Here is a 20,463-nt window from a genome sequence, read left to right as displayed (position 1 = left end):
AAAATTTAATTGTTATTATTTGTATTTAATTATTCTATAACTTGTTTTACCTCTCCACAGGTTAGCATTGCTTCGCCAAAATATGGATTGATTACTTTTTCTTCTTTGCTTAACCAATAGGCACCTTTATTACTATCTGCCATTGGACAAAACTCTACATATACCTTTTCATTGATACCAAATAGTTGCACAGCTTTAATTAAATGCGAAGACAAATGTTTAAAATGATTTCTTTGCTCTTTTATATTTGCTGCTTTAGAAATAGCAATTGTTGAAGATTTAATTTCTTTTACTAATGACATCCAATGATTATGAGCTTCATCTTTAACTAATTTCATATCCACATTATTCAAATTATCAAGTAAACTATTTGCATTTTCTGATGCTTTATTTGAGTTATCTTTAACAAACGCATCTTTTAAATTAATATAGCTTTCAAATACTTTTTTTAATTGTTTCTGAAATGCTTTTGATACTTCCAACCGTTCATTCATATTGGTATGGTCTGTATTATTTTTTGATGAATTACTATCCATACCTAAATGTCCTTCGTGACCAGTCATTACTTTTCCTCCATCTTTATTCATCATAGATTTTTTTCCTTGTAATTGTGCTGCTGCATCAACTGTAAAAGTTCCGTTGGTTACAATTTCATCACCATTTTCTAAACCTTTTAATACTTTGTAATTACTACCTATTTGGTTACCTAAAGTTATTTGACGCATTTCAAAAACTGGTTGATCTGGATTGGTTTTTATATATACTACAGAGCGTTCACCTGTCCATAAAATGGCAGATGAAGGCACGAATAATGATTTTTCTTTAGTAGAGGTTACCCCTTTAATTTTCCCTTCAATAAACATTCCTGGTTTAAATACTTCGTCTTTATTATTAAGCACTACTCTTAATTTAACAGTACGTGTTCTGTTATCTAAAATAGGATCAATAAAATCTACTTTACCTTTAAATTTTTTATTAGGATAAGTATTTGTTGTTACGTTTATTTCTTGCCCTTTTTTAAATAAGTCTATTTGGTTTTCGTACACATCAAAGTTTCCCCAAACTGAATTTAAGTTTGCAATTTTTAATAATGGTTGCCCTTGTTTTATATAATCGCCTTGCTCTACTAATTTTTCTGTTACAGTACCAGAGATAGTTGCGTAGACAGGAAAATTTTCTTTTACTTTTCCTGTTTGTTCTATTTGATTGATTTGCTTTTCAGAAAGTTTCCATAATTTTAATTTATTACGAACTGCTTTATATAATGCCGGTTGCGACTCTTTTAATGAAGCTGCTGTAATTAATTCTTGCTGTGCTGCATATAATTCTGGTGAATAAATGGTTGCTAATAATTGCCCTTTGTTTACTTTTTCTCCAGTAAAACTGACATTTAAGCGTTCAATTCTTCCAGAGAAATAACTGACTTGCACAGCATTTGCTTTTTCATTGGCAACAATTTTACCTGATAGTTTAATACCGTTATCGTCTGATTTACTGCTACCTACAATTGATGTTTGAATGTTGGCCAACGCCATTGCATTTTTTGTTAATTTGAATTGGTCTGCTGCTAAACCATCTGCTCCAGCTTCGGCAGGAATTAAATCCATACCACAAATAGGGCAATCACCAGGTTCTGGTTGCATAATTTGTGGGTGCATTGAGCAAGTCCATTTTTGATTGGTTTCTGCTATTTCATCGTGATTATGTTCAGTTTCTTTGTTTGATGAACCACCGAATAACAACCAACCTAATACCACGCCTACTACCAGTAAACCTGCGTATATGACTATTTTATTATTTTTCATTCTCTAATCGTTTTATCATTGCTTTCATTTCTTCTATTTCCTTCTTTTGAGCTTTTATAATGTCCTCTGCCAATTTTTTAACTTCCGGATCTTTAATATCTGCGCGTTCACTGGTTAAAATAGCAATAGAATGATGTGGTATCATTCCTTTCATCCAAAGGATATCACCAACAGTTGATTTTTGGTCTCGTACCAGTCCCAATGCGCCAAGAAAGAGCACAATGCTACCTATTACAATGCCTATATTTTTCTTTTTATCATTATACATATTTTTCATAAAGAAAAACATGATTAATGCCATAGTCGAAATACCCAGACAAACCATATAAAATCTGGTTAAGCTAAACCAGACATGGTCAAATTCATAGGTATTGAGATACATAGTAATGTACATTGCTATAAATGATGACCCTAGCATTAAAAAGAACTTTGTGTAATTGCTCATTCCTTTGTCGTTATTAGTGTGTTCATTTGAATTCATAATCTTTGGTTTTATAGTTAAACTTTACTTTTTCTGTTTTTAAATATTTTTCTAATTGAAGGTGAAGAGGTAAACCACAATAAGAAACCGCTTAATACGGTTATTAACCCTAATAGTGAAAATGCTCTCAAAACAAGGGTATTAAAATTGTCTCTGCCTTCATAGTCCATAGTATGTGTCATCCATAAAAAATCAAACCAACGCCAAGAACGATGTCTTACGGTTTGAAATTTACCATCGTTTACAGAAACATAGGCTTTTAGAGCTTCATCGGTTTTATATGAGATAACATAAGCAGGTAGTAGTTTTTCTCGATACTCGTGATGTTTCCCAGTTTTAGTTATTTGTTCAACAGATTCTACCTCTAAACCACCTTTCATATGGTTTTTGGCAATATAGAGTGCCTCATCTTGCGTAATACTATTTTTTGGCAAACCATCAAAAGCATTATACAACTTGTTTTTATTAATCCAATAGTAAGGTGAATTGCCAATATCCCTTAATTCTATAGTATTTACACCTTCAGCTATACTAAGTTTTGAAGGACTTATTAAATTATTAAACGCTTTGGGTTGATACTCCAAATTTTTAAATTGATCTCCATGTATTTCATCGATGTTTGTCCAACTGAAGTATAAACCACTAATGGTCCAAAATAGGAATTGAATTCCTAAAAAGAGGCCTAAATACCTGTGTGTTTTTCTAATTTTTAAAGCTGTATGCCTTTTTACCATTTTCTATTTTTTAATTGCAAAAGGAAATTCGAGTTTAACTTTTTCCCAAGCCATCGAAATAGTTCCACTTTTATCATTTATTTTGTTGACCTTATACTCTAAATGTTCTGTGATTTCCTCTGATAATGTTGGTGTAATTTTAAATCGAATAACATCATCTTTTTCGTTATACTCATCTTTACCATGTTGCTCCCAGTTTTTATTAATCATCACAGTCCAGTCTCCTTTTGATGGAATTGTAAAAAAACCATATTTCCCTTTAGGAAGCGTTTCTCCATTAATGATTAAATCTTTATTGGTTTCTAACCATGTAGCCATATGAGCGCCTGCTTGCCATACTTGGTCATAACCAACTAAACCACCAAAAATGATTCGGCCTCTTACTCCTGGTGAAGAATAATCAATATGAATATGGGCATCACCTATCATTGCCATAGTAGATTGGTGTGGACTTAATACTTTCTTTTTTGGTATGTTCTCTTTTACTGATTTTGTAGGATGGTTTTTATGTTCATAATTATCTGTTTTTTTAGTTTCATTTTTACAACTAAAGATTGTTGTTATTAATACAAGTACGATTACTAATTTTTTCATATAATTATATTTTAATTGTTTTTAACCTTAATGCATTCACAATTACAGAAACCGAGCTAAAACTCATTGCTAATGCTGCAATCATAGGAGATAATAATATACCGAAAAAAGGAAATAAAACACCTGCAGCAATTGGTACACCTAATATGTTGTAAATCAATGCAAAAAATAGATTTTGTTTGATATTTTTCATCACACTATCACTTAAATTTCTTGCTTTTACAATACCGTGTAAATCGCCTTTTACCAATGTGATCATCGCACTTTCTATAGCAACATCAGTTCCAGTTCCCATTGCAATACCAACATCACTTTTTGCTAAAGCTGGTGCATCATTAATTCCATCTCCAGCCATAGCAACAACATTGCCTTTTTCTTGTAATTTTGCTACTTCTTTTAATTTATCTTGAGGTAACATGCTCGCTTTAAAATCAGCCAAATTTAATTCTGTTGCAACTGCTTGTGCTGTATCATGGTTATCTCCTGTTAGCATAATAACTGCAATGCCCATATTTTGTAATTCTTTAATGGCTTTAGCACTTGTTTCTTTTATTTTATCACCAATAACTACATACCCAACAATGTTTTGAGCAACTGATAAATAAGAAACTGTTTTTCCTTGTTTTTGGAAAGAAGAAGCTTTTTCTTTCATTACTGATGAGATTTTTGCGTTTGCATATTCCATCATTTTAGGATTCCCTAATGCTACTTTTTTATCATTAATAAGGGCTTCAACACCTTTACCAGTAACAGCAGAAAAAGAATTAGATTTTAGAATTTCTGCATTTTGTTCTTTACCATATTTTACAGTAGCTTCTGCTAAAGGATGCTCACTATTTGAATTTAAAGAAACGATATAATTTAAAACCTCATTTTCAGAATAATTATCATCGAAAGAACCAATTTTTTCTACAGTTGGTTTTCCTTCCGTAATTGTTCCTGTTTTATCAATGATTAGTGTATTTACTTTGTCTAATTTTTCTAAAGCTTCCGCATTTTTTATTAGCACCCCATTTTGAGCACCTTTACCAACACCAACCATTACAGACATTGGTGTTGCCAAACCTAATGCACAAGGACAAGCAATAATTAAAACTGCAATTGCATTTACTAATGCATATACATATGCTGGTTCTGGGCCCCAAATTGCCCAAACAATAAATGTAAGCACAGAAATTAAAACCACTATTGGAACGAAGTAACCAGAAACGGTATCTGCTAATTTTTGAATTGGCGCACGACTTCTACTGGCATCGTTTACCATATGAATAATTTGAGAAAGTAAGGTATCACTACCCACTTTTTGGGCTTTCATTAAAAAAGACTGATTCCCATTTATGGTTCCACTACTTATTTTATCGCCTTCTGATTTGTTTATAGGAATTGGTTCTCCAGTAATCATAGATTCATCAACAGTTGTATCTCCTTCTGTTATTTTTCCATCAACAGGAATTTTATCACCTGGTTTTACTTTTAGAATATCATTCAGTTCTATTTTATCAATAGAAACTTCAACTTCTTCGCCATCTACTATTTTGGTTGCTTTATTAGGTGCTAATTTTAAAAGTTCTTTTACAGCAGAATTTGTTTTACTATGCGCACGAGCTTCTAATAATTGCCCCATTAAAACCAATGTTAAAATTACAGTTGTAGCTTCAAAATACACATGTACAGCACCAAATTCTGTTTTAAATTGATCTGGAAAAACATCAGGAAAAAGCATTCCGAAAACACTAAATAACCAAGCTACACCAGCACCAATGCCGATAAGTGTAAACATATTTAGATTCCAAGTTTTTATACTTTTATAAGCACGTTCAAAAAACATCCAAGTCGCATAAAATACTACAGGAATTGATAATACAAACTGAATCCAATTCCAGTTCTTCTGCTCTAAAATATCGTATAATGGATTATTCATTAGCATTTCACTCATTGCTATAAAGAAAATTGGCAATGTAAACGCAACTGCAATCCAAAACTTTTTAGATAATTTTTTATATGTTTTTTCTTCGGCAGAACTATCAGCCTCCATTGGCACTAAATCCATTCCACAAATCGGGCAATCACCAGGTTCATCTTTTACAACTTCTGGGTGCATTGGGCAGGTCCATTGTTCTGTATTTGTAGTTGATAAATTTTGTTCTTCCACTAAATCCATACCACAGACTGGACAATCACCAGGTTTGTCATACGTTTTTTCTCCCTCACAATGCATTGGGCAATAAAAAGTACCTGTTCCTGTTCCTTTTCCTTTAGCTGCTTGTTTTTGTTCTTCTTTTATATGTTGGTGTTCTCCTTGTTTGTGAATACTATAACTACCACCATCCTTTTTTAAAGCTTCTTGAAAGATTTCTAATGAAATATGAGATTCCATTTCTATAGTTGCTTCAGCTTTCTTTAAATCAACGGTTGCTTTTGAAACACCAGCTACTTCTGAAAGTGTTTTTTCTACATGACTTCTACAACCATTGCAAGTCATTCCATGAATGTGATACTTATGTTTCATTTTATCATTATTTGGAATAAGAATACCATATCTGTCTCCATCATTTTTTAAAGCATCTTGAAAAGTTTCTAATTTAATATGAGCATCCATTTCTATGGTTGCTTCAGCTTTTTCTAAATCTACAGATGCTTTAGTAACACCTTCAACTTTTGAAAGTATTTTTTCTACATGACTTCTGCAACCATTGCAGGTCATTCCTTTTATTTTATATGTGTGTTTCATAATTTTAAAGTTTTACATTTTCATCATTTCTTCTTCATCCATTTCCATTCCCATTTTCATATTTCCATCTTTATCTGTGTGTGTTTTCATGAAAAGAAATTGAAACAGAAAAACAAGAGCTATTCCTATACTTGCTACTACAAGTACAAAAGGGTCGTTAACATATTTTAAATAAATGAATGCTGATAAAATAACAATATCCATTACTATTGCTATTATTGGAATAATTGGATTAAATTTTACTTCTTTTTTAAGGTATCTAAAAAGGCCCCAATGAATAGCAATGTCCATAATTAAATAGAAAATAGCACCAATGGAAGCTATGCGAGTTAAATCGAATAAAATAGTTAGTAGTATGGCTAAAGAAACAGTAAAAATTAACGAGGGATTTTTAAGTTTCTTCATTTTGTTCATATCAGGTACTTGTTTCATATTACCCAACATGCCTAACATTCTGGAAGCAGAATATATGCTGGCAATTACACCAGAAACTGTTGCTACAATAGCCAGTAGAATTGTTAAAATTGAACCCCATTCACCAAACAGCGGTTTTGCTGCTGCTGCTAAAGCATAATCTTTTGCTATTATAATTTCTTCAACACTTAATCCACCAGCAACCGACAATGCTAAAACAACATAGATAATTGTACAAACAGCAATTGAAATAATAATGGAACGCCCCACATTTTTATGTGGATTTTTAATGTCACCACCTTGATTTGTAATCGTAGTAAACCCTTTAAAAGCAAGAATTGACAATGCCAAGGCAGCTACAAATCCAAATCCTTCTGGTAAAGCTTGACTATTAGATGCTACATAATTACCTGTTATGGTTGGCAAACCTGAAATTATTAAACCAGAAATTGCTAACAATGAAATGCCTGCTACTTTAATTATTGCTGTAAAAGTGGCTGTAACTTCAATAATTTTATTACCAGAAATATTTATTATATACGCTACTCCAATAAGAATTACACCTAATATGGATGCATATCCAGAATATTCTGGCGGAAATAAGCGTAAAGTATAAGCACCAAAAGTACCAGCAACTAAACTTTCGGCAACTACCATTGATATGTACATTAATAGAGAGAAAGAACCTGCAGCTGTTCCAGGACCAAATGCTTTTGTTAAAAATTTTGCTACACCACCAGAAGAAGGATATGCGTTTGAAAATTTAACGTAAGAATATGAACTAAAACCAACTACTATTGCACCTGCTATAAATGCAATTGGAAACAAGTCACCTACTAACTCTGCAATTTGACCCATTAGCACAAAAATACCTGCGCCAATCATTACACCTGTACCCAAGGAAACAGAGCCTAATAATGAGAGTTTTTGGTTTGTTTTTTTTAGTATGTTCATTTTATTTATTTTAGTTTTTTTCGCATTGCTTCAGAAATGTTTTCTGCATATACACCATAAGCATCTACCAACAATCCTTTAATTCCATTTTTAGATGAAATAGCGTAAAGAACGCTGTTATCATCAGTACTGCTCATTCCTTCAAAACGATGCATTTCATCTACATCAAAATCTTCTGGATGTAATTTTAATTTTAATGAGTTACATTCTATATGTTTTGGGCACATATTTAGGTTATACGTGTATCCGTTTGCTTGTAAAGTGCTTATTGCTTCAGAAAGAGTGTCGTAGCTTTTCATTATTTTAATTTATTTATAAATGAATTGTCATCACAGGTTTTTTCGAGTTATTTGTGATGTTTTCTGCAATACTTTTAGAGAATATATTAGATAAACCACTTCTATTATGTGTATACATTGCTACTAAATCTACTTCATTATCTTTTTGAAAAGTTTCGATACCTTTTAAAATGGTAGATTCATTATAAACGTGCATTTCATAATTTTCTAATTCTGGAAAGTTTGTTAAAAATTCTCTTATTGGCACTATACCATTTTTAATATTATTAAAATCTTTATTTGTATTGATATTTAATAAGTGAATTTTTGAATTACATTTCTCGGCTATTTTAACAACTTGTTTAAAAGCATTAGACATATCTTCCTTAAAATCAGAAACAAAAACAATGTTTTTAAAAGGAAATAGTGTAGCCTCTTCTTTAACAACTAAAATTGGGACGTGGATATCTCTAATAATTTTTTGAGTATTGCTCCCAAAAAATTGTTTTGAGAAATCTTCTTGTGTGCCTTTACTACCTGTTATTATGAAGTCGTGATGAAAATTGTGAGAATGTGCAGAAATTGCTTTTACATCTGAAATAAACTCCAAGAAAGTCCTCGATTTTAAACCTTTGTGTTCCGCATCTTTATCAAGACTTCTTAACTTGCTTTTGGCAATGCCAATCTCTTTTTGAGTATCAGGATAATTATGCTCGTCTGTTTTGTTTAACTTAACCCAGTCTACTGGTGTATGCATTTGATGTAAAAAATGAATTTCAGCATCAAAAAGTGTGGCAATTTCAATTGCTAAATGAGCTGCTTTATCACAAGTTTTTGAAAAGTCTGTTGGAACTAAAATATTTTTCATAATCAATTAGATTTTTAGTTTTTTAAATGAGGTATGAGAATGAATTATCTTCCATTTTCCATCAATTTTTTGCAATATTGATGTTGCTACTCCCTTACTTTTAATGGTTCTTTCTTTTGTGCCTTTGGTTTTATTCCCCTTTAGAACTATAGTGTAGATGTAATTTTCAGTTGTATAAGCATAGGACGAATTTACAGTTGTCTGAATCTCATAATCAGAAAAAATAAAACTTTTAAAATGTCCTAATTCTGGTCCTAAATGGTGAGATATATATTCTTTGTATGTACCTTCTAATTTTCCTTGCTCGAATATGATAGCATCTGGTGTAAAGAGTTCAAAGGTGCCTTTTGTTGTTAAATTTTGTATTGCATCTTTATAAGCTTTCATTACGGCTTTTACTTCCTTTATGTCTTTAGTGTAAGAGGTGTCCTGTGCATTTGTAAGATTAACTGTTAAAAGGAAAACAGTTAATAGAGTAATAAATTTAAGTACTTTCATAATTTAAGTTTTAAAAAGGATTATTTGTTTACATGGATTCTATTGATGTTTGCAATACCAAAAACTAAAACGAAAAAGCTTAAAACAACTTCTAAAATAACAATTAGTTTTCCTGATATAGAAATGGGTACAATATCTCCATAACCAACAGAAGAAAAGGTTATAAAACTGAAATACAAAAACTCGAAAAATTGTAAGAAAAACGAGTTATTGGGAATCGTTTCGAATTTAAAATTTGCTGAATTTAAAATATATAACGCCTGGTAATCTGCTGAAAATGATAGCACAATTAAAATAATTAAGATTCCAAATAAAGTAAGAATGTGTGTCAGTTGATGACTTTCTCCTATTATTTTACTTAACTGTGTAAAAGTTAACCTTACAATAAAAATGGTTTTAAAAAATGCCAAACTAACAATTAAAAAAGGTAGAAAAATACTGTCAGAATCTACAACAATCCATAAGGTATAACTTAAAGATGAAGCAATAACTATGCTGGTAGTAAGTATCACTTTTTTAAATAGTTGTTTATAAAAGTCTGTACTTTTAGATTTTTCTACAGTGTTTTCTTTAGGCATTTTAACTTATTTATTAACTAAATAATTGAAGTACAAATGCACCACCAACTATTAAAAATAATATTATATATACTATATAATTGAACCATTTTTTTATATTAGACTTATTTTCTGTGGCTTGAGAATCGCTTTTACAACATTCTTTCATTTTAATCTCTTATTAAAATAATACTCAAAAATGAGAGTTAGACTGTATCCAATCAACCAAAAAAAATAAGACTTTCTCTCAAATTCAAGCATCTTTAATTAAAATTTTATTTTTCAAATTTATTGTGCCTAACTAGGGAAAGAGCTATTACCAAACTTTAGCATTAGTTACCTTCCCAAACTAGGACTTTTCTAACATCATAAAATCGGGATTTCAACTAAAAACCAACCAACAATAAAAAGTTTCAATTCCTTATTATGAATTAGATATCTGTTTAATTGACCAAATAGATATTTACTAATTATTAATTTCTCTTTGTACCTTTCCGCATTTAAGCATTTTGCTTCCATAATATGGGTTACGCACTTCTTTATTCATACTTAACCAAGCACTTCCTTTTTCATACATTGGGCAATATTGCTCATATAATTTATTAGAAGTACCAGTTATAGCAACCATATCTATAATGTCTTTACTTAAAACCTTAAAATGTTCTCTTTGGTGTGCTATTGGGCTTTTAGATATGTGCTCTGCGTGTTCTATAGCATCAACAATAATATCCTTTAATTCTATTTTTTGAGCATCAGTATATTTAGAAACATCAAAATTGCTTAAACTTTTTTCTAAGGAAGCACCCAATTCTTTTGCTTTTGATTCATCATCTGAAACTAATGCATCTTTTAACATAAAATAATCAGCAAGAACTGCTTCTGCTTTAGAATCTTGCATTTTACTATGATCCATTTTCATATTTCCGTGGTCGTGATTCATCTTTTCTTTTCCCTGTGCATTTATAAAAGAAAATGCTAATGATAGTATTGCTACTATACTTATTTTTAAATTTTTCATTTTTATATATTTAATTATTGTTTATAAACTATCTTTTAATTGGGTGATAAAATTGATTATTTCATTCGTCTCTTCGTTTGAAAACTTTGCATCTTTATGAATTAACGTGTAAGAATCTAAAGGCATCTCTTCGCTTTCTATTTGTTTTATAATTGAACGAAGTTTACTTGCTTTTCTTCTGCTTGACAACGAACCCCATTCACTAAAATTCAATTCTGCTTTTCCGTTTTTAACATGATCTTCTAAAAACCAAGCCACTGGCTGTATTTTATTATACCAAGGATAGGCAGTATTATTACTGTGGCAATCATAGCAAGAAACTTGTAACTTGCTTTTTATGTTATTTGGTACTAGGTTAACCAACATAAAATCGGTTTTTAGTACAATATCACTTTGGTTGCGTTCTGTGGGAATAAATTGTATTCCCACAAAAGCGACCAATAAAATCAACAATATGATTTTAACTATTTTCATTTAGTTAATTTCTCTTTGTACTTTTCCGCATTTAAGCATTTTACTACCATAATAAGGGTTACGCACTTCTTCATTCATACTTAACCAAGCACTTCCTTTTTCATACATTGGGCAATATTGCTCATATAATTTATTAGAAGTACCAGTAATAGCAACCATATCTATAATGTCTTTACTTAAAACCTTAAAATGTTCTCTTTGGTGTGCTATTGGGCTTTTAGATACGTGCTCTGCGTGTTCTATAGCATCAACAATAATATCCTTTAATTCTATTTTTTGAGCATCCGTATATTTAGAAACATCAAGACTGTTTAAACTTTTTTCTAATGAAGCACCCAATTCTTTTGCTTTTGATTCATCACCTGCTACTAAAGCATCTTTTAAATTGAAATAAGCGGTTAAAATTGCTTCAGCTTTTGCGTCTTGCATTTTCATTTTACTGTGATCCATTTTCATATCTCCGTGGTTCATTTTTTCTTTTTTCTGTGCATTGGTAAAAGAAACCGTTAACAATAATATTACTACTACACTAATTTTTAAATCTTTCATTTTATTTGTTTTTAAATTTATATTTGATTTACTACTATTCATTCTTAAAATCTTACTGATAATCCACCACCACCGCCAAAACGATTGTCGTAACTCGCCATTAAAGAGAAATTTCTTGATAGCATATATTCTGCTCCTGCGCTCCAAACTGTTTCTGAAGTGAAATCTTTATTTGTTGGTAAAGTATTTACAAAACCTAAATCTATTTGATATTCATAATAACCGAAAACAGACAGTTTAGGAAAAATCATTATACTGCGTCCTAATCCAATTCTTGGTCTTAATTTATTATCTACTCGAACATCTAAATTGAATAAGTAAGGTGTTAAATAGCGAAGACCGACAACTGCTGTAGTGTTTAATTTGTCTAAACTACCACGTGTTTCATTTTCTATATTTACCCCACCAAATACTCTTAAATAATCGTGTAGATAGCGTTCATAAGTAAATTCTCCTTCCAAATTTTTGTTCCATCCGTATTCGAAAGATGCATTAAATTGATTTCTTAAATTAGAAGTTGTTAAATTAATTGCTGTGTTATTTGAAGCAATATCTGCCAATCCCCAAGAATACCATTTATCTGTTTCTGCGATAATTTTTGAAGCTGGAAATTCATCCATTCTTGGATCTCTTGGGGTGTCATAAGACATTACTCTTGCCATACCACCCATCATATGGTAAAGAATATGGCAATGGAAAAACCAGTCGCCAGCTTCATCTCCATTATTTCCATAAAACTCTAAAGTTACTTTTTGCATTGGTGGCACATTTACTGTATGCTTTAATGGTGAATAATCACCATTTATATTAATTACTCTAAAAAAGTGACCGTGTAAATGCATTGGGTGGTGCATCATTGTAAGGTTATTGAACGTAATTCTTGTTACCTCTTTATTATTTATTTTGATATTATCAGCTTCAGATAATGGCACACCATTCATACTCCAGATATAACGATTCATATTTCCTGTAAGGTTTAATAAAACTTCTTTTACAGGAACATTTTTATCGTAGTTGGTTTTCTCTGGCGACTTCAAATAATCGTAGTTATATTCAGCAAATAGATCCATTCCTTCCATTTTCATTGCTGGCATAGTATTCTCTTTTTTCATCTCCATTCCTGTCATATTAGAATGGTTCATTTTACTCATTGCCATAGTATCTTTTGGTTTGTTCATATCCATCCCAGACATTTTGGAATGATCCATCTTCATTTCTCCATCCATTTTATCCATCTGCATACCATATTCAGCTTTTATTTTAAATCGTTCATCTTTACTTGGACGATATTTTAATGCGTGTGCACCCATTTTCATATCCATTTTTGCCATTTTCATCATCATTCCAATTTTGTCTGGCTTCGGAATTTCTTGTGCTTTTAAAACTTTACCAGTTCCCAAAAATGCTGATGCTGTACCAGAACCATCTTGTGCTGTAATTTTAAATTCTATTTTTCCGTCTTCAGGAATGGTTACAATAAAATCATATGCCTCTGCTATACCTATAAACGTTTTATTCTTTTTAACGGGTATAACATCTAATCCATCCGCAGAAACCAACAGTGGATCTTCGCCACCAAAAGTCATCCAAAAAGAGGTTGAAGCACCACCATCAATAATACGTAACCTTACTTTTTCGCCAGGTTTAAAATCTGCATACTCAATGTTTTCTTCCCCATTAATTAAAAACGCTGGATAATATACATCTGCAATATCTGCTCCTTCCATACGTTGTCTCCAGAAATTAAGTTGTGCACCAAATGCTCCACGAGCAATCACTTTATTTAATGGTGTAGCTGTTCCTTTTTTGATACCATACCATTCGTTACCTCTTTTCAAATTTTTAAGAACACTCATTGGTTTTTCGTTAGTCCAATCAGATAACATCAATACCAATTCTTTATCATATTCTAACGATTTTTCTTTAGGTTGAATAACAATGGAGCCATAAACACCACTTTGTTCTTGCAACATCGTGTGAGAATGGTACCAATAGGTACCAGATTGTTTTATTAGGAATTCGTATTTCTGTGTATGCCCAGGTTCTATAGGTGGTGTATTTAAGTATGGAACACCATCATAAAAATTTGGCAATAAAAGTCCGTGCCAATGCACAGAGGTTTCTACACTCATTTCATTTTTTACATAAATAACTGCATATTCTCCTTCTGTAAATGCTAAAGTTGGTCCAGGAATTGTGCCATTAACGGTCATTCCCATAACATCTTTTCCTGCTTTATTTACAGTTGCTTCACGTAAAGTTATGGTGTGTTCTCTTACTGGAAGGTTGTTTATATTTCCTTCTGTTACTTGTTTCTCTTGTGCAAAAACTATGGTAGTTAAAGCAATAAGAAAAATTGAAATTATTTTAGTTTTCATTTTATTATTCATTTTATTATTCATTTTGTAAGTAATCAAAGTTACTACAGAACAAAAAGGTATTGTATTATAATTATGGTTCATATCTACACAATTTGGTCTAAAGGATTCCTGAAATTTCTCTGCTCATTTTTGTAAGATGATAAGCTCATACCAGTTTCATTTTTAAATTGACTACTAAAATGGTTTACATTGCTATAATCTAATTGCTGACTTATCTCTGTAAAATTATTTTCTTGCAATTGAATCAACTCTTTTGCCTTTTCTATTTTTAACTTTATAAAATACTTTTCTATGGTAATATGCTCCTTTAAAGAAAAAATTTTACTGATTTTTGAGTATTCTAAATTTAATTTTAATTCTAAATATTTAGAAAGTGTTTTATCTAATTGTAATGGTAATTTCTGCAATAATTTAATAATTGTTATTTTAGTTTGTTCTACTAACTTTTCTTCCTGTCCTAATAAAATTTCAAAACCATTTTCTTCTATAGCAGTTTTAATTTTTTCGAAATCATTTTCTGACTCTTCCTCGAAAATTATAGCACCAAGCTCAATATGTTTTAGTTCAATATCTAACTTTTCAAATTTTGTTTTAATGAACATTATACAGCGATTACAAACCATGTTTTTTATAAAAATTTTTCTTTCCATAATTTAATTGGTTAGATAATTAATAATTGTGGTTTGTACGAAGTAAGATTTTATAGATTCTATTTGATTCATTTCAAACTTCAATTGTAACTCTTGAATATCTAAAACATCATTAAAATCTATAGTACCAGTTTCGTAGTTTTTAATTAGAATTTCTTCTGCACTTTTAGCTTGTTTCAGATTTTTAGTTTGTGTTTTATAACTAATTCTTGCAGAAATACGTTCGTTTTTTGCTTTATCTAAAAACGTTTCTAATTTATTTTTTCGTTCTTGCTTCTGTGCTAAAACTTCTTCTTGTTGTAAGCTGTTTTGTTTGGTTTTTGATTTATAACTATTATTAAAAATAGGAATAGAAAGGGTTACCATTGGCATCAAAATATCTTTACCATTATCACTAAAACTAATATTTGGACGTTCTGTAACATTTATATAGTCTAAACCAAAACCAATCATTGGAGCGCTTTCTTTCTGATTTAATAATTCTGATTTTTCTATAGATTGATACAATCTATCGTACTTTAATAATTCTGGATGAACTGATAAATTATTAGTTTTGGTATCAAAATTTTCTGCAGGAAAATTCAAATCACTAACAACATTTATAAAAATTGATTTATCACGATTCAATAACTTATTGAAGGTAGTTTGTTCTGCTAAATACTGTTGATTTAAAATTGCCAATAATTGCTCCATTTCATTTTGGCGCATTTGCAAACGCAATACATCTACCATAGATGCCTTATTAACTTCAACGGATGTTAATGCTAATGTTTCATAAGTTTGAAGTAGTTTTATATTTTCTTTTAAAACATTTTGCTTTGCTTTATTTGCATACAAATTATAATATGATTGGGAAACTGAAGTAATTAGTTTTCGCTTGGCAATTACAATATCTTCATATTTAACCTTTGCCATAGAAGAAACATAGCTTTCTCTGGAAGTAATTGTACCAAACCAAGGCAACATTTGTTTCACAGAAATTCTAAAACGTTGTGCACCAGTTCTGGTTTCTGGTTCACTTACAAAATACCCAACACCAAATTCAGTATTTGGCAATGTATTTACTTCATTCACTTTTTCTGATGCAATATTATATTGCAGTTCAAATTTTTGAATTGCTGGATTGTTTTTAAGAGCTTGCTCAATAAGTACATTTAATTCTTGTGCATTTGAAAAACCAAAAGCCAAAAAACTTATGAGTGTAAAAATTAAATTTTTCATTTGTTTGCTTTTTTTAATTTGAATTCTTCTCTCCAACTATATAAAACAGGTAAAAGAAAATAAGATGTAATGTCTATGACCATTCCTCCAAAAATTGGAATCGCCATTGGAATCATAATATCGCTACCTTTTCCTGTAGAGGTTAAAACTGGTAATAATGCTAAAATTGTTGTAACAGTAGTCATTAAACAAGGACGAATTCTTTTTTCTGCAGCTTCCAAAGCTGAAGCTCGTATGCTCTTTTTATCTGCAGGTTTTTCACGTTTAAAAGTTTGTGTTAAATAGGTTGCCATAACTACACCATCATCTGTAGCAATACCAAACAATGCAATAAAACCAACCCAAACTGCCACACTTAAATTGATGGTTTTCATATTAAATAAGTCTCGCATATTTTCACCAAAAAAGCTAAAATTGAAAAACCAATCTTGCCCATATAACCAAATCATAATAAAACCACCTGCAAAAGCAATGGTTATGGCTGTAAAAACCATAAATGATGTAGCAACCGATTTAAACTGGAAATATAAAATCAAGAAAATAATTGCTAATGCCAATGGAACAATAACAGACAGTGTTTTTTCTGCACGTAATTGGTTTTCATAAGTTCCCGTAAATTTATAACTGATGCCTTTTGGAACCGTTAATTCACCAGAATCTATTTTTTTTTGAAACAATTTTTGTGCATTTTCTACTACATCAACTTCTGCAAAACCATCTAATTTATCAAACAGTACATAACCAATTAAAAAAGTATCTTCACTTTTTATAACTTGTGGACCTTGCTCATATCTAATCGTTGCTAACTCACTTAAAGGAACAGGATTCCCTTTTTCAATAGGAATATAAATGTCTTTTATCGATTCAGGATTATTACGCAATTCTCTTGGATAACGAACTCGAATACCATAACGTTCTCTTCCTTCCACAGTTTGAGTTAATTGCATACCACCAACTGCAACTTTTAGAACATTCTGAACGTCTTCAATAGAAATTCCATAACGTGCTATTTTTTCTCTATCAATATCAATCAGTAAATATGGCTTACCAACAATTCTATCTGCAAAAACAGCTTCTACTTTAACACCTTCTGCTTGTTTTAAAAGGCTCTCTAATTGCAAACCAAAAGCTTCAATTTGTTTTAAATCTTGCCCTTTTACTTTTATTCCCATTGGTGCACGCATACCTGTTTGAAGCATTACCAATCTTGTTTCTATGGGTTGTAATTTTGGAGCAGAAGTAACGCCTGGTAATTTGGTGACTTTGACAATTTCATTCCAAATATCATCTGGAGAACTAATTTCTGATCGCCAATTTCTGTAGTATTCTCCATCTTCATCTTCGATAAGTTGAGACCTTTCGACTGCGCTCAAGGAGACATTTTCAGTATTATTTGGATTTGTTACAAAACCACCATTTTTCAATTCAAAAGCACCATCTTCATTTACTTTATAACGTTGTCTTTTTCCCTCTGAATTTCTCATATATTCAGTTTTATACTGAATCATATTTTCATACATTGACAAAGGTGCAGGATCTAAAGCAGATTCTGTTCTACCAGCTTTACCAACCACAGTTTCAATTTCTGGAATGGTTGCTACTGCCATATCCAATTGTTGTAAAACGCGTTTATTTTCTTCGACACCAGAATGTGGCATTGAGGTTGGCATCAGTAAAAAAGAACCTTCATTTAAAGAGGGCATAAATTCTTTACCTGTGTTATAAAATATCCAAAATCCAAATATAAGAACTGATGTTGGTATCATTAAAAACAACACTTTATTTGCTAATGCCCATTGTAGAATTTGACTATAATATTTTCTAAAAACTGAAAATATTCCTAAAATACCAAAGCAAATAATGGCTACAAAAATTAAGTTGATAAAGATACTTCTGTCAAAACCTAGTGGTCGCCAATATTCTGCAAGTAAGAATATAATAGCAGTACAAGAAATAATGATATTTATAAGGTTGTTATTTTTCTTGTTTAGTTTTCCTATAACAACTAATAAACCATTAACTCCAAAAGCAATTAGAATTACACCCAACCAATAACCACTAATTGTAATTACAATACCAGCCACTATTAAAGCGATATTTATAATATGATTAAAAGATTTTTTTAGTGTTGTTTTTCTGAATAAATAAGCTGCAAAAGGGGGAATTAAAAACAAAGCAATAACCAAAGAAGCTGATAGTGCCATTGTTTTTGTAAACGCCAAAGGTCTAAATAATTTTCCTTCTGCACCAATCATTGTAAAAACAGGTACAAAACTTATAATTGTTGTTAAAACTGCTGTTAAAATGGCACCAGAAACTTCTGCAGTTGCATTATAAATTACTTCGTCTGTAGTATATTTTGTTCCATCTTCACGAGTTTGTAACTTTTTATCATCTAAATGACGAATCATATTTTCGGCGAGAATTACGCCAACATCAACCATAGTTCCTATCGCAATTGCAATACCTGAAAGTGCTACAATATTTGCATCCACATTAAATAGTTTCATCGTTACAAAAACCATTAAAACTGCAACAGGTAATAAACCAGATATTAAAATAGAAGCTCGAAGATTGAAAACCATTACAATAATTACCAAAATGGTAATCAAAATTTCTAATGTTAACGCTTCATTTAGTGTGTCTAAAGTTTCTTCAATTAATTCTGTCCTATCGTAAAAAGGAACAATAGTTACTTGTGATGTTCTACCATCAGCTAAAACTTTTGTTGGTAAACCTCCTTTTAATTCTTCAATTTGAGCTTTTACATTCGTAATTACTTCCATAGGATTTGCTCCATATCTTGCAACTACGACACCTCCAACAACTTCTGCACCTTCTTTATCTAACAAACCTCTTCTTGTTGCAGGACCTAAAGAAACTTTACCAATATCTTTTATTTTGATTGCTGTAAAATCTTCGGATGTAACTACTGCGTTTTCAATATCATCAATCGATTTTATATATCCTAAACCACGAACTAAATATTCAGCTTGATTGATTTCTAAAGTTTGTGCTCCAATATCTTGATTGCTACTTTTAACGGCTTTTACAACTTGATTTAAACCAATATTGTATTGACGCATTAATTCTGGATTCACGTCCACTTGATATTCTTGAACATAACCACCAATTGAAGCAACTTCAGAAACGCCACTTGCAGACGACAATCCGTATTTTACGTAGTAATCTTGAATACTTCGCAATTCTTGTAAATCCCAACCACCAGTAACGTTTCCTTTTTCATCACGACCTTCTAAAGTGTACCAAAATATTTGTCCTAAACCTGTGGCATCTGGACCCAAAGCAGGATTAACACCTTCGGGTAATAATCCGCTTGGTAACGAGTTGAGTTTTTCTAATATTCTACTACGACTCCAGTAAAACTCAATATCTTCTTCAAAAATGATATAGATACTTGAAAAGCCAAACATAGACGAACTACGAATGGTTTTTACTCCTGGAATACCGAGTAAAGATGTTGTTAATGGATAGGTTATTTGGTCTTCTATATCTTGTGGTGAACGACCATCCCATTTAGTAAATACTATTTGTTGGTTCTCTCCAATATCGGGAATAGCGTCTACAGCTACAGGGTTACTTGGTAAAAATCCTGTTTCCCAATTAAATGGTGCATTTACCGTTCCCCAGCCTATAAAGAGAACAAGTAATAATACTGCTACGAGTTTATTTTCTATTAAAAATTTGATGCTTTTATTTAGCATTGTCTTTGATTATTAAACAGTTAGACATAGGTGTTAAGAAAACACCGAATACAAAAAATCATCCTTATGACATACAGCCATAGGATAAAACAGTCTAATGTTTAAAAATCAAATTAAATAAGTCTCGTCAATCTTGAAGATTTGCTTGACGACAAGTGGTGGTTCGTATTCTTCGAAAGAAGATACGTTATTATCTAACCCTTCAAAAAGGTTAATGTAAGTATATACGAAAGAAGCAATAAATACCTGCTGCTCAAAAGTAATTTTATCAACTTGAAGTTGTAATTCATTTTGACCATCAACAGCTAATTGTTCATCACTACAACAATTCTTTTTTGTTATAGAACACCCATCAGTTAATGGGTTTTCCATTTCCATTCCACAGGTTTCTGCTTTATGGAATATAGCTGTATCCATTAAAGTATCTCCACAATAGTGCATATCTACAGTAAATGACATTGTAGAAAATAACACTACAAAAGCCATTAAAAGTGACATTATTTTATGGAATACTTGTTTCATATTGAAAAC

General features: G+C 31.0%; 18 protein-coding genes. All 18 read right to left on the bottom strand.

Going from position 1 to position 20,463, the window contains the following annotated elements; genetic code table 11:
* Positions 1–29 precede the first annotated feature (29 nt).
* The 18 genes from H0I30_RS04825 to H0I30_RS04740 all read right to left on the bottom strand — a co-directional run bounded on the left by H0I30_RS04825 (position 30) and on the right by H0I30_RS04740 (position 20,454).
* Positions 30–1,805 carry an efflux RND transporter periplasmic adaptor subunit gene (locus H0I30_RS04825; RefSeq protein WP_218773172.1) on the bottom strand — a complete coding sequence of 592 codons (1,776 nt, stop codon included), beginning with the start codon at positions 1,803–1,805 and terminating at the stop codon, positions 30–32.
* Positions 1,795–2,286 carry a DUF305 domain-containing protein gene (locus tag H0I30_RS04820; RefSeq protein ID WP_185781728.1) on the bottom strand — a complete coding sequence of 164 codons (492 nt, stop codon included), beginning with the start codon at positions 2,284–2,286 and terminating at the stop codon, positions 1,795–1,797. Before H0I30_RS04820 ends, H0I30_RS04825 begins: the two co-directional genes overlap by 11 nt.
* Positions 2,287–2,303: 17 nt before the next feature.
* Positions 2,304–3,020 carry a PepSY domain-containing protein gene (locus H0I30_RS04815; RefSeq protein WP_218773171.1) on the bottom strand — a complete coding sequence of 239 codons (717 nt, stop codon included), beginning with the start codon at positions 3,018–3,020 and terminating at the stop codon, positions 2,304–2,306.
* A gap of 3 nt (positions 3,021–3,023) precedes the next feature.
* Complete coding sequence (locus tag H0I30_RS04810; protein WP_218773170.1) at positions 3,024–3,614, bottom strand: DUF2911 domain-containing protein; 591 nt, start codon at positions 3,612–3,614, stop codon at positions 3,024–3,026.
* A 4-nt stretch (positions 3,615–3,618) separates the two neighbouring features.
* Positions 3,619–6,345, bottom strand: a complete 2,727-nt coding sequence (locus tag H0I30_RS04805) for a heavy metal translocating P-type ATPase (RefSeq protein WP_218773169.1) — start codon at positions 6,343–6,345, stop codon at positions 3,619–3,621.
* A 12-nt stretch (positions 6,346–6,357) separates the two neighbouring features.
* Positions 6,358–7,713 (bottom strand): APC family permease, encoded by a 1,356-nt coding sequence (locus H0I30_RS04800; protein ID WP_026775403.1) that lies wholly within the window; start codon positions 7,711–7,713, stop codon positions 6,358–6,360.
* A 5-nt stretch (positions 7,714–7,718) separates the two neighbouring features.
* Positions 7,719–8,012, bottom strand: a complete 294-nt coding sequence (locus H0I30_RS04795; RefSeq protein WP_026775404.1) for a hypothetical protein — start codon at positions 8,010–8,012, stop codon at positions 7,719–7,721.
* 13 nt (positions 8,013–8,025) lie between these two features.
* The gene (locus H0I30_RS04790) at positions 8,026–8,859 is read right to left on the bottom strand and encodes a universal stress protein (protein WP_188598390.1); all 834 of its coding nucleotides are present in this window, start codon (positions 8,857–8,859) and stop codon (positions 8,026–8,028) included.
* Positions 8,860–8,865: 6 nt separating this feature from the next.
* Positions 8,866–9,357: a nuclear transport factor 2 family protein gene (locus tag H0I30_RS04785; RefSeq protein ID WP_218773168.1), complete on the bottom strand. Its 492-nt coding sequence runs from the start codon at positions 9,355–9,357 to the stop codon at positions 8,866–8,868.
* A 20-nt stretch (positions 9,358–9,377) separates the two neighbouring features.
* Positions 9,378–9,935, bottom strand: coding sequence for a potassium channel family protein (locus H0I30_RS04780; RefSeq protein ID WP_026775407.1), 558 nt, complete (start codon positions 9,933–9,935; stop codon positions 9,378–9,380).
* A gap of 445 nt (positions 9,936–10,380) precedes the next feature.
* Positions 10,381–10,932, bottom strand: a complete 552-nt coding sequence (locus H0I30_RS04775; protein WP_218773167.1) for a DUF3347 domain-containing protein — start codon at positions 10,930–10,932, stop codon at positions 10,381–10,383.
* Between the two features lie 21 nt (positions 10,933–10,953).
* Positions 10,954–11,406: a heme-binding domain-containing protein gene (locus H0I30_RS04770; protein WP_218773166.1), complete on the bottom strand. Its 453-nt coding sequence runs from the start codon at positions 11,404–11,406 to the stop codon at positions 10,954–10,956.
* A complete protein-coding gene (locus tag H0I30_RS04765; protein WP_218773165.1) occupies positions 11,407–11,955 on the bottom strand; it encodes a DUF3347 domain-containing protein in 549 nt (182 codons plus the stop codon).
* A gap of 44 nt (positions 11,956–11,999) precedes the next feature.
* The gene (locus H0I30_RS04760) at positions 12,000–14,333 is read right to left on the bottom strand and encodes a multicopper oxidase domain-containing protein (RefSeq protein ID WP_218773164.1); all 2,334 of its coding nucleotides are present in this window, start codon (positions 14,331–14,333) and stop codon (positions 12,000–12,002) included.
* Positions 14,334–14,419: 86 nt separating this feature from the next.
* The gene (locus H0I30_RS04755) at positions 14,420–14,986 is read right to left on the bottom strand and encodes an AraC family transcriptional regulator (RefSeq protein ID WP_218773163.1); all 567 of its coding nucleotides are present in this window, start codon (positions 14,984–14,986) and stop codon (positions 14,420–14,422) included.
* Between the two features lie 3 nt (positions 14,987–14,989).
* Positions 14,990–16,207, bottom strand: a complete 1,218-nt coding sequence (locus H0I30_RS04750; RefSeq protein WP_218773162.1) for a TolC family protein — start codon at positions 16,205–16,207, stop codon at positions 14,990–14,992.
* On the bottom strand, positions 16,204–19,932 hold the full coding sequence (locus H0I30_RS04745) for an efflux RND transporter permease subunit (RefSeq protein ID WP_218773161.1): 3,729 nt from the start codon (positions 19,930–19,932) through the stop codon (positions 16,204–16,206). Before H0I30_RS04745 ends, H0I30_RS04750 begins: the two co-directional genes overlap by 4 nt.
* 108 nt (positions 19,933–20,040) lie before the next feature.
* Positions 20,041–20,454: a hypothetical protein gene (locus H0I30_RS04740; RefSeq protein WP_068704607.1), complete on the bottom strand. Its 414-nt coding sequence runs from the start codon at positions 20,452–20,454 to the stop codon at positions 20,041–20,043.
* Between the last annotated feature and the right edge of the window lie 9 nt (positions 20,455–20,463).

Source organism: Tenacibaculum sp. AHE14PA (assembly GCF_019278465.1).
GTDB classification, from domain to species: Bacteria; Bacteroidota; Bacteroidia; order Flavobacteriales; family Flavobacteriaceae; genus Polaribacter; species Polaribacter bernardetii.
The sequence above is the reverse complement of the archived record's forward strand: the minus strand, read 5'-3'. Positions and strand labels throughout refer to the sequence as shown.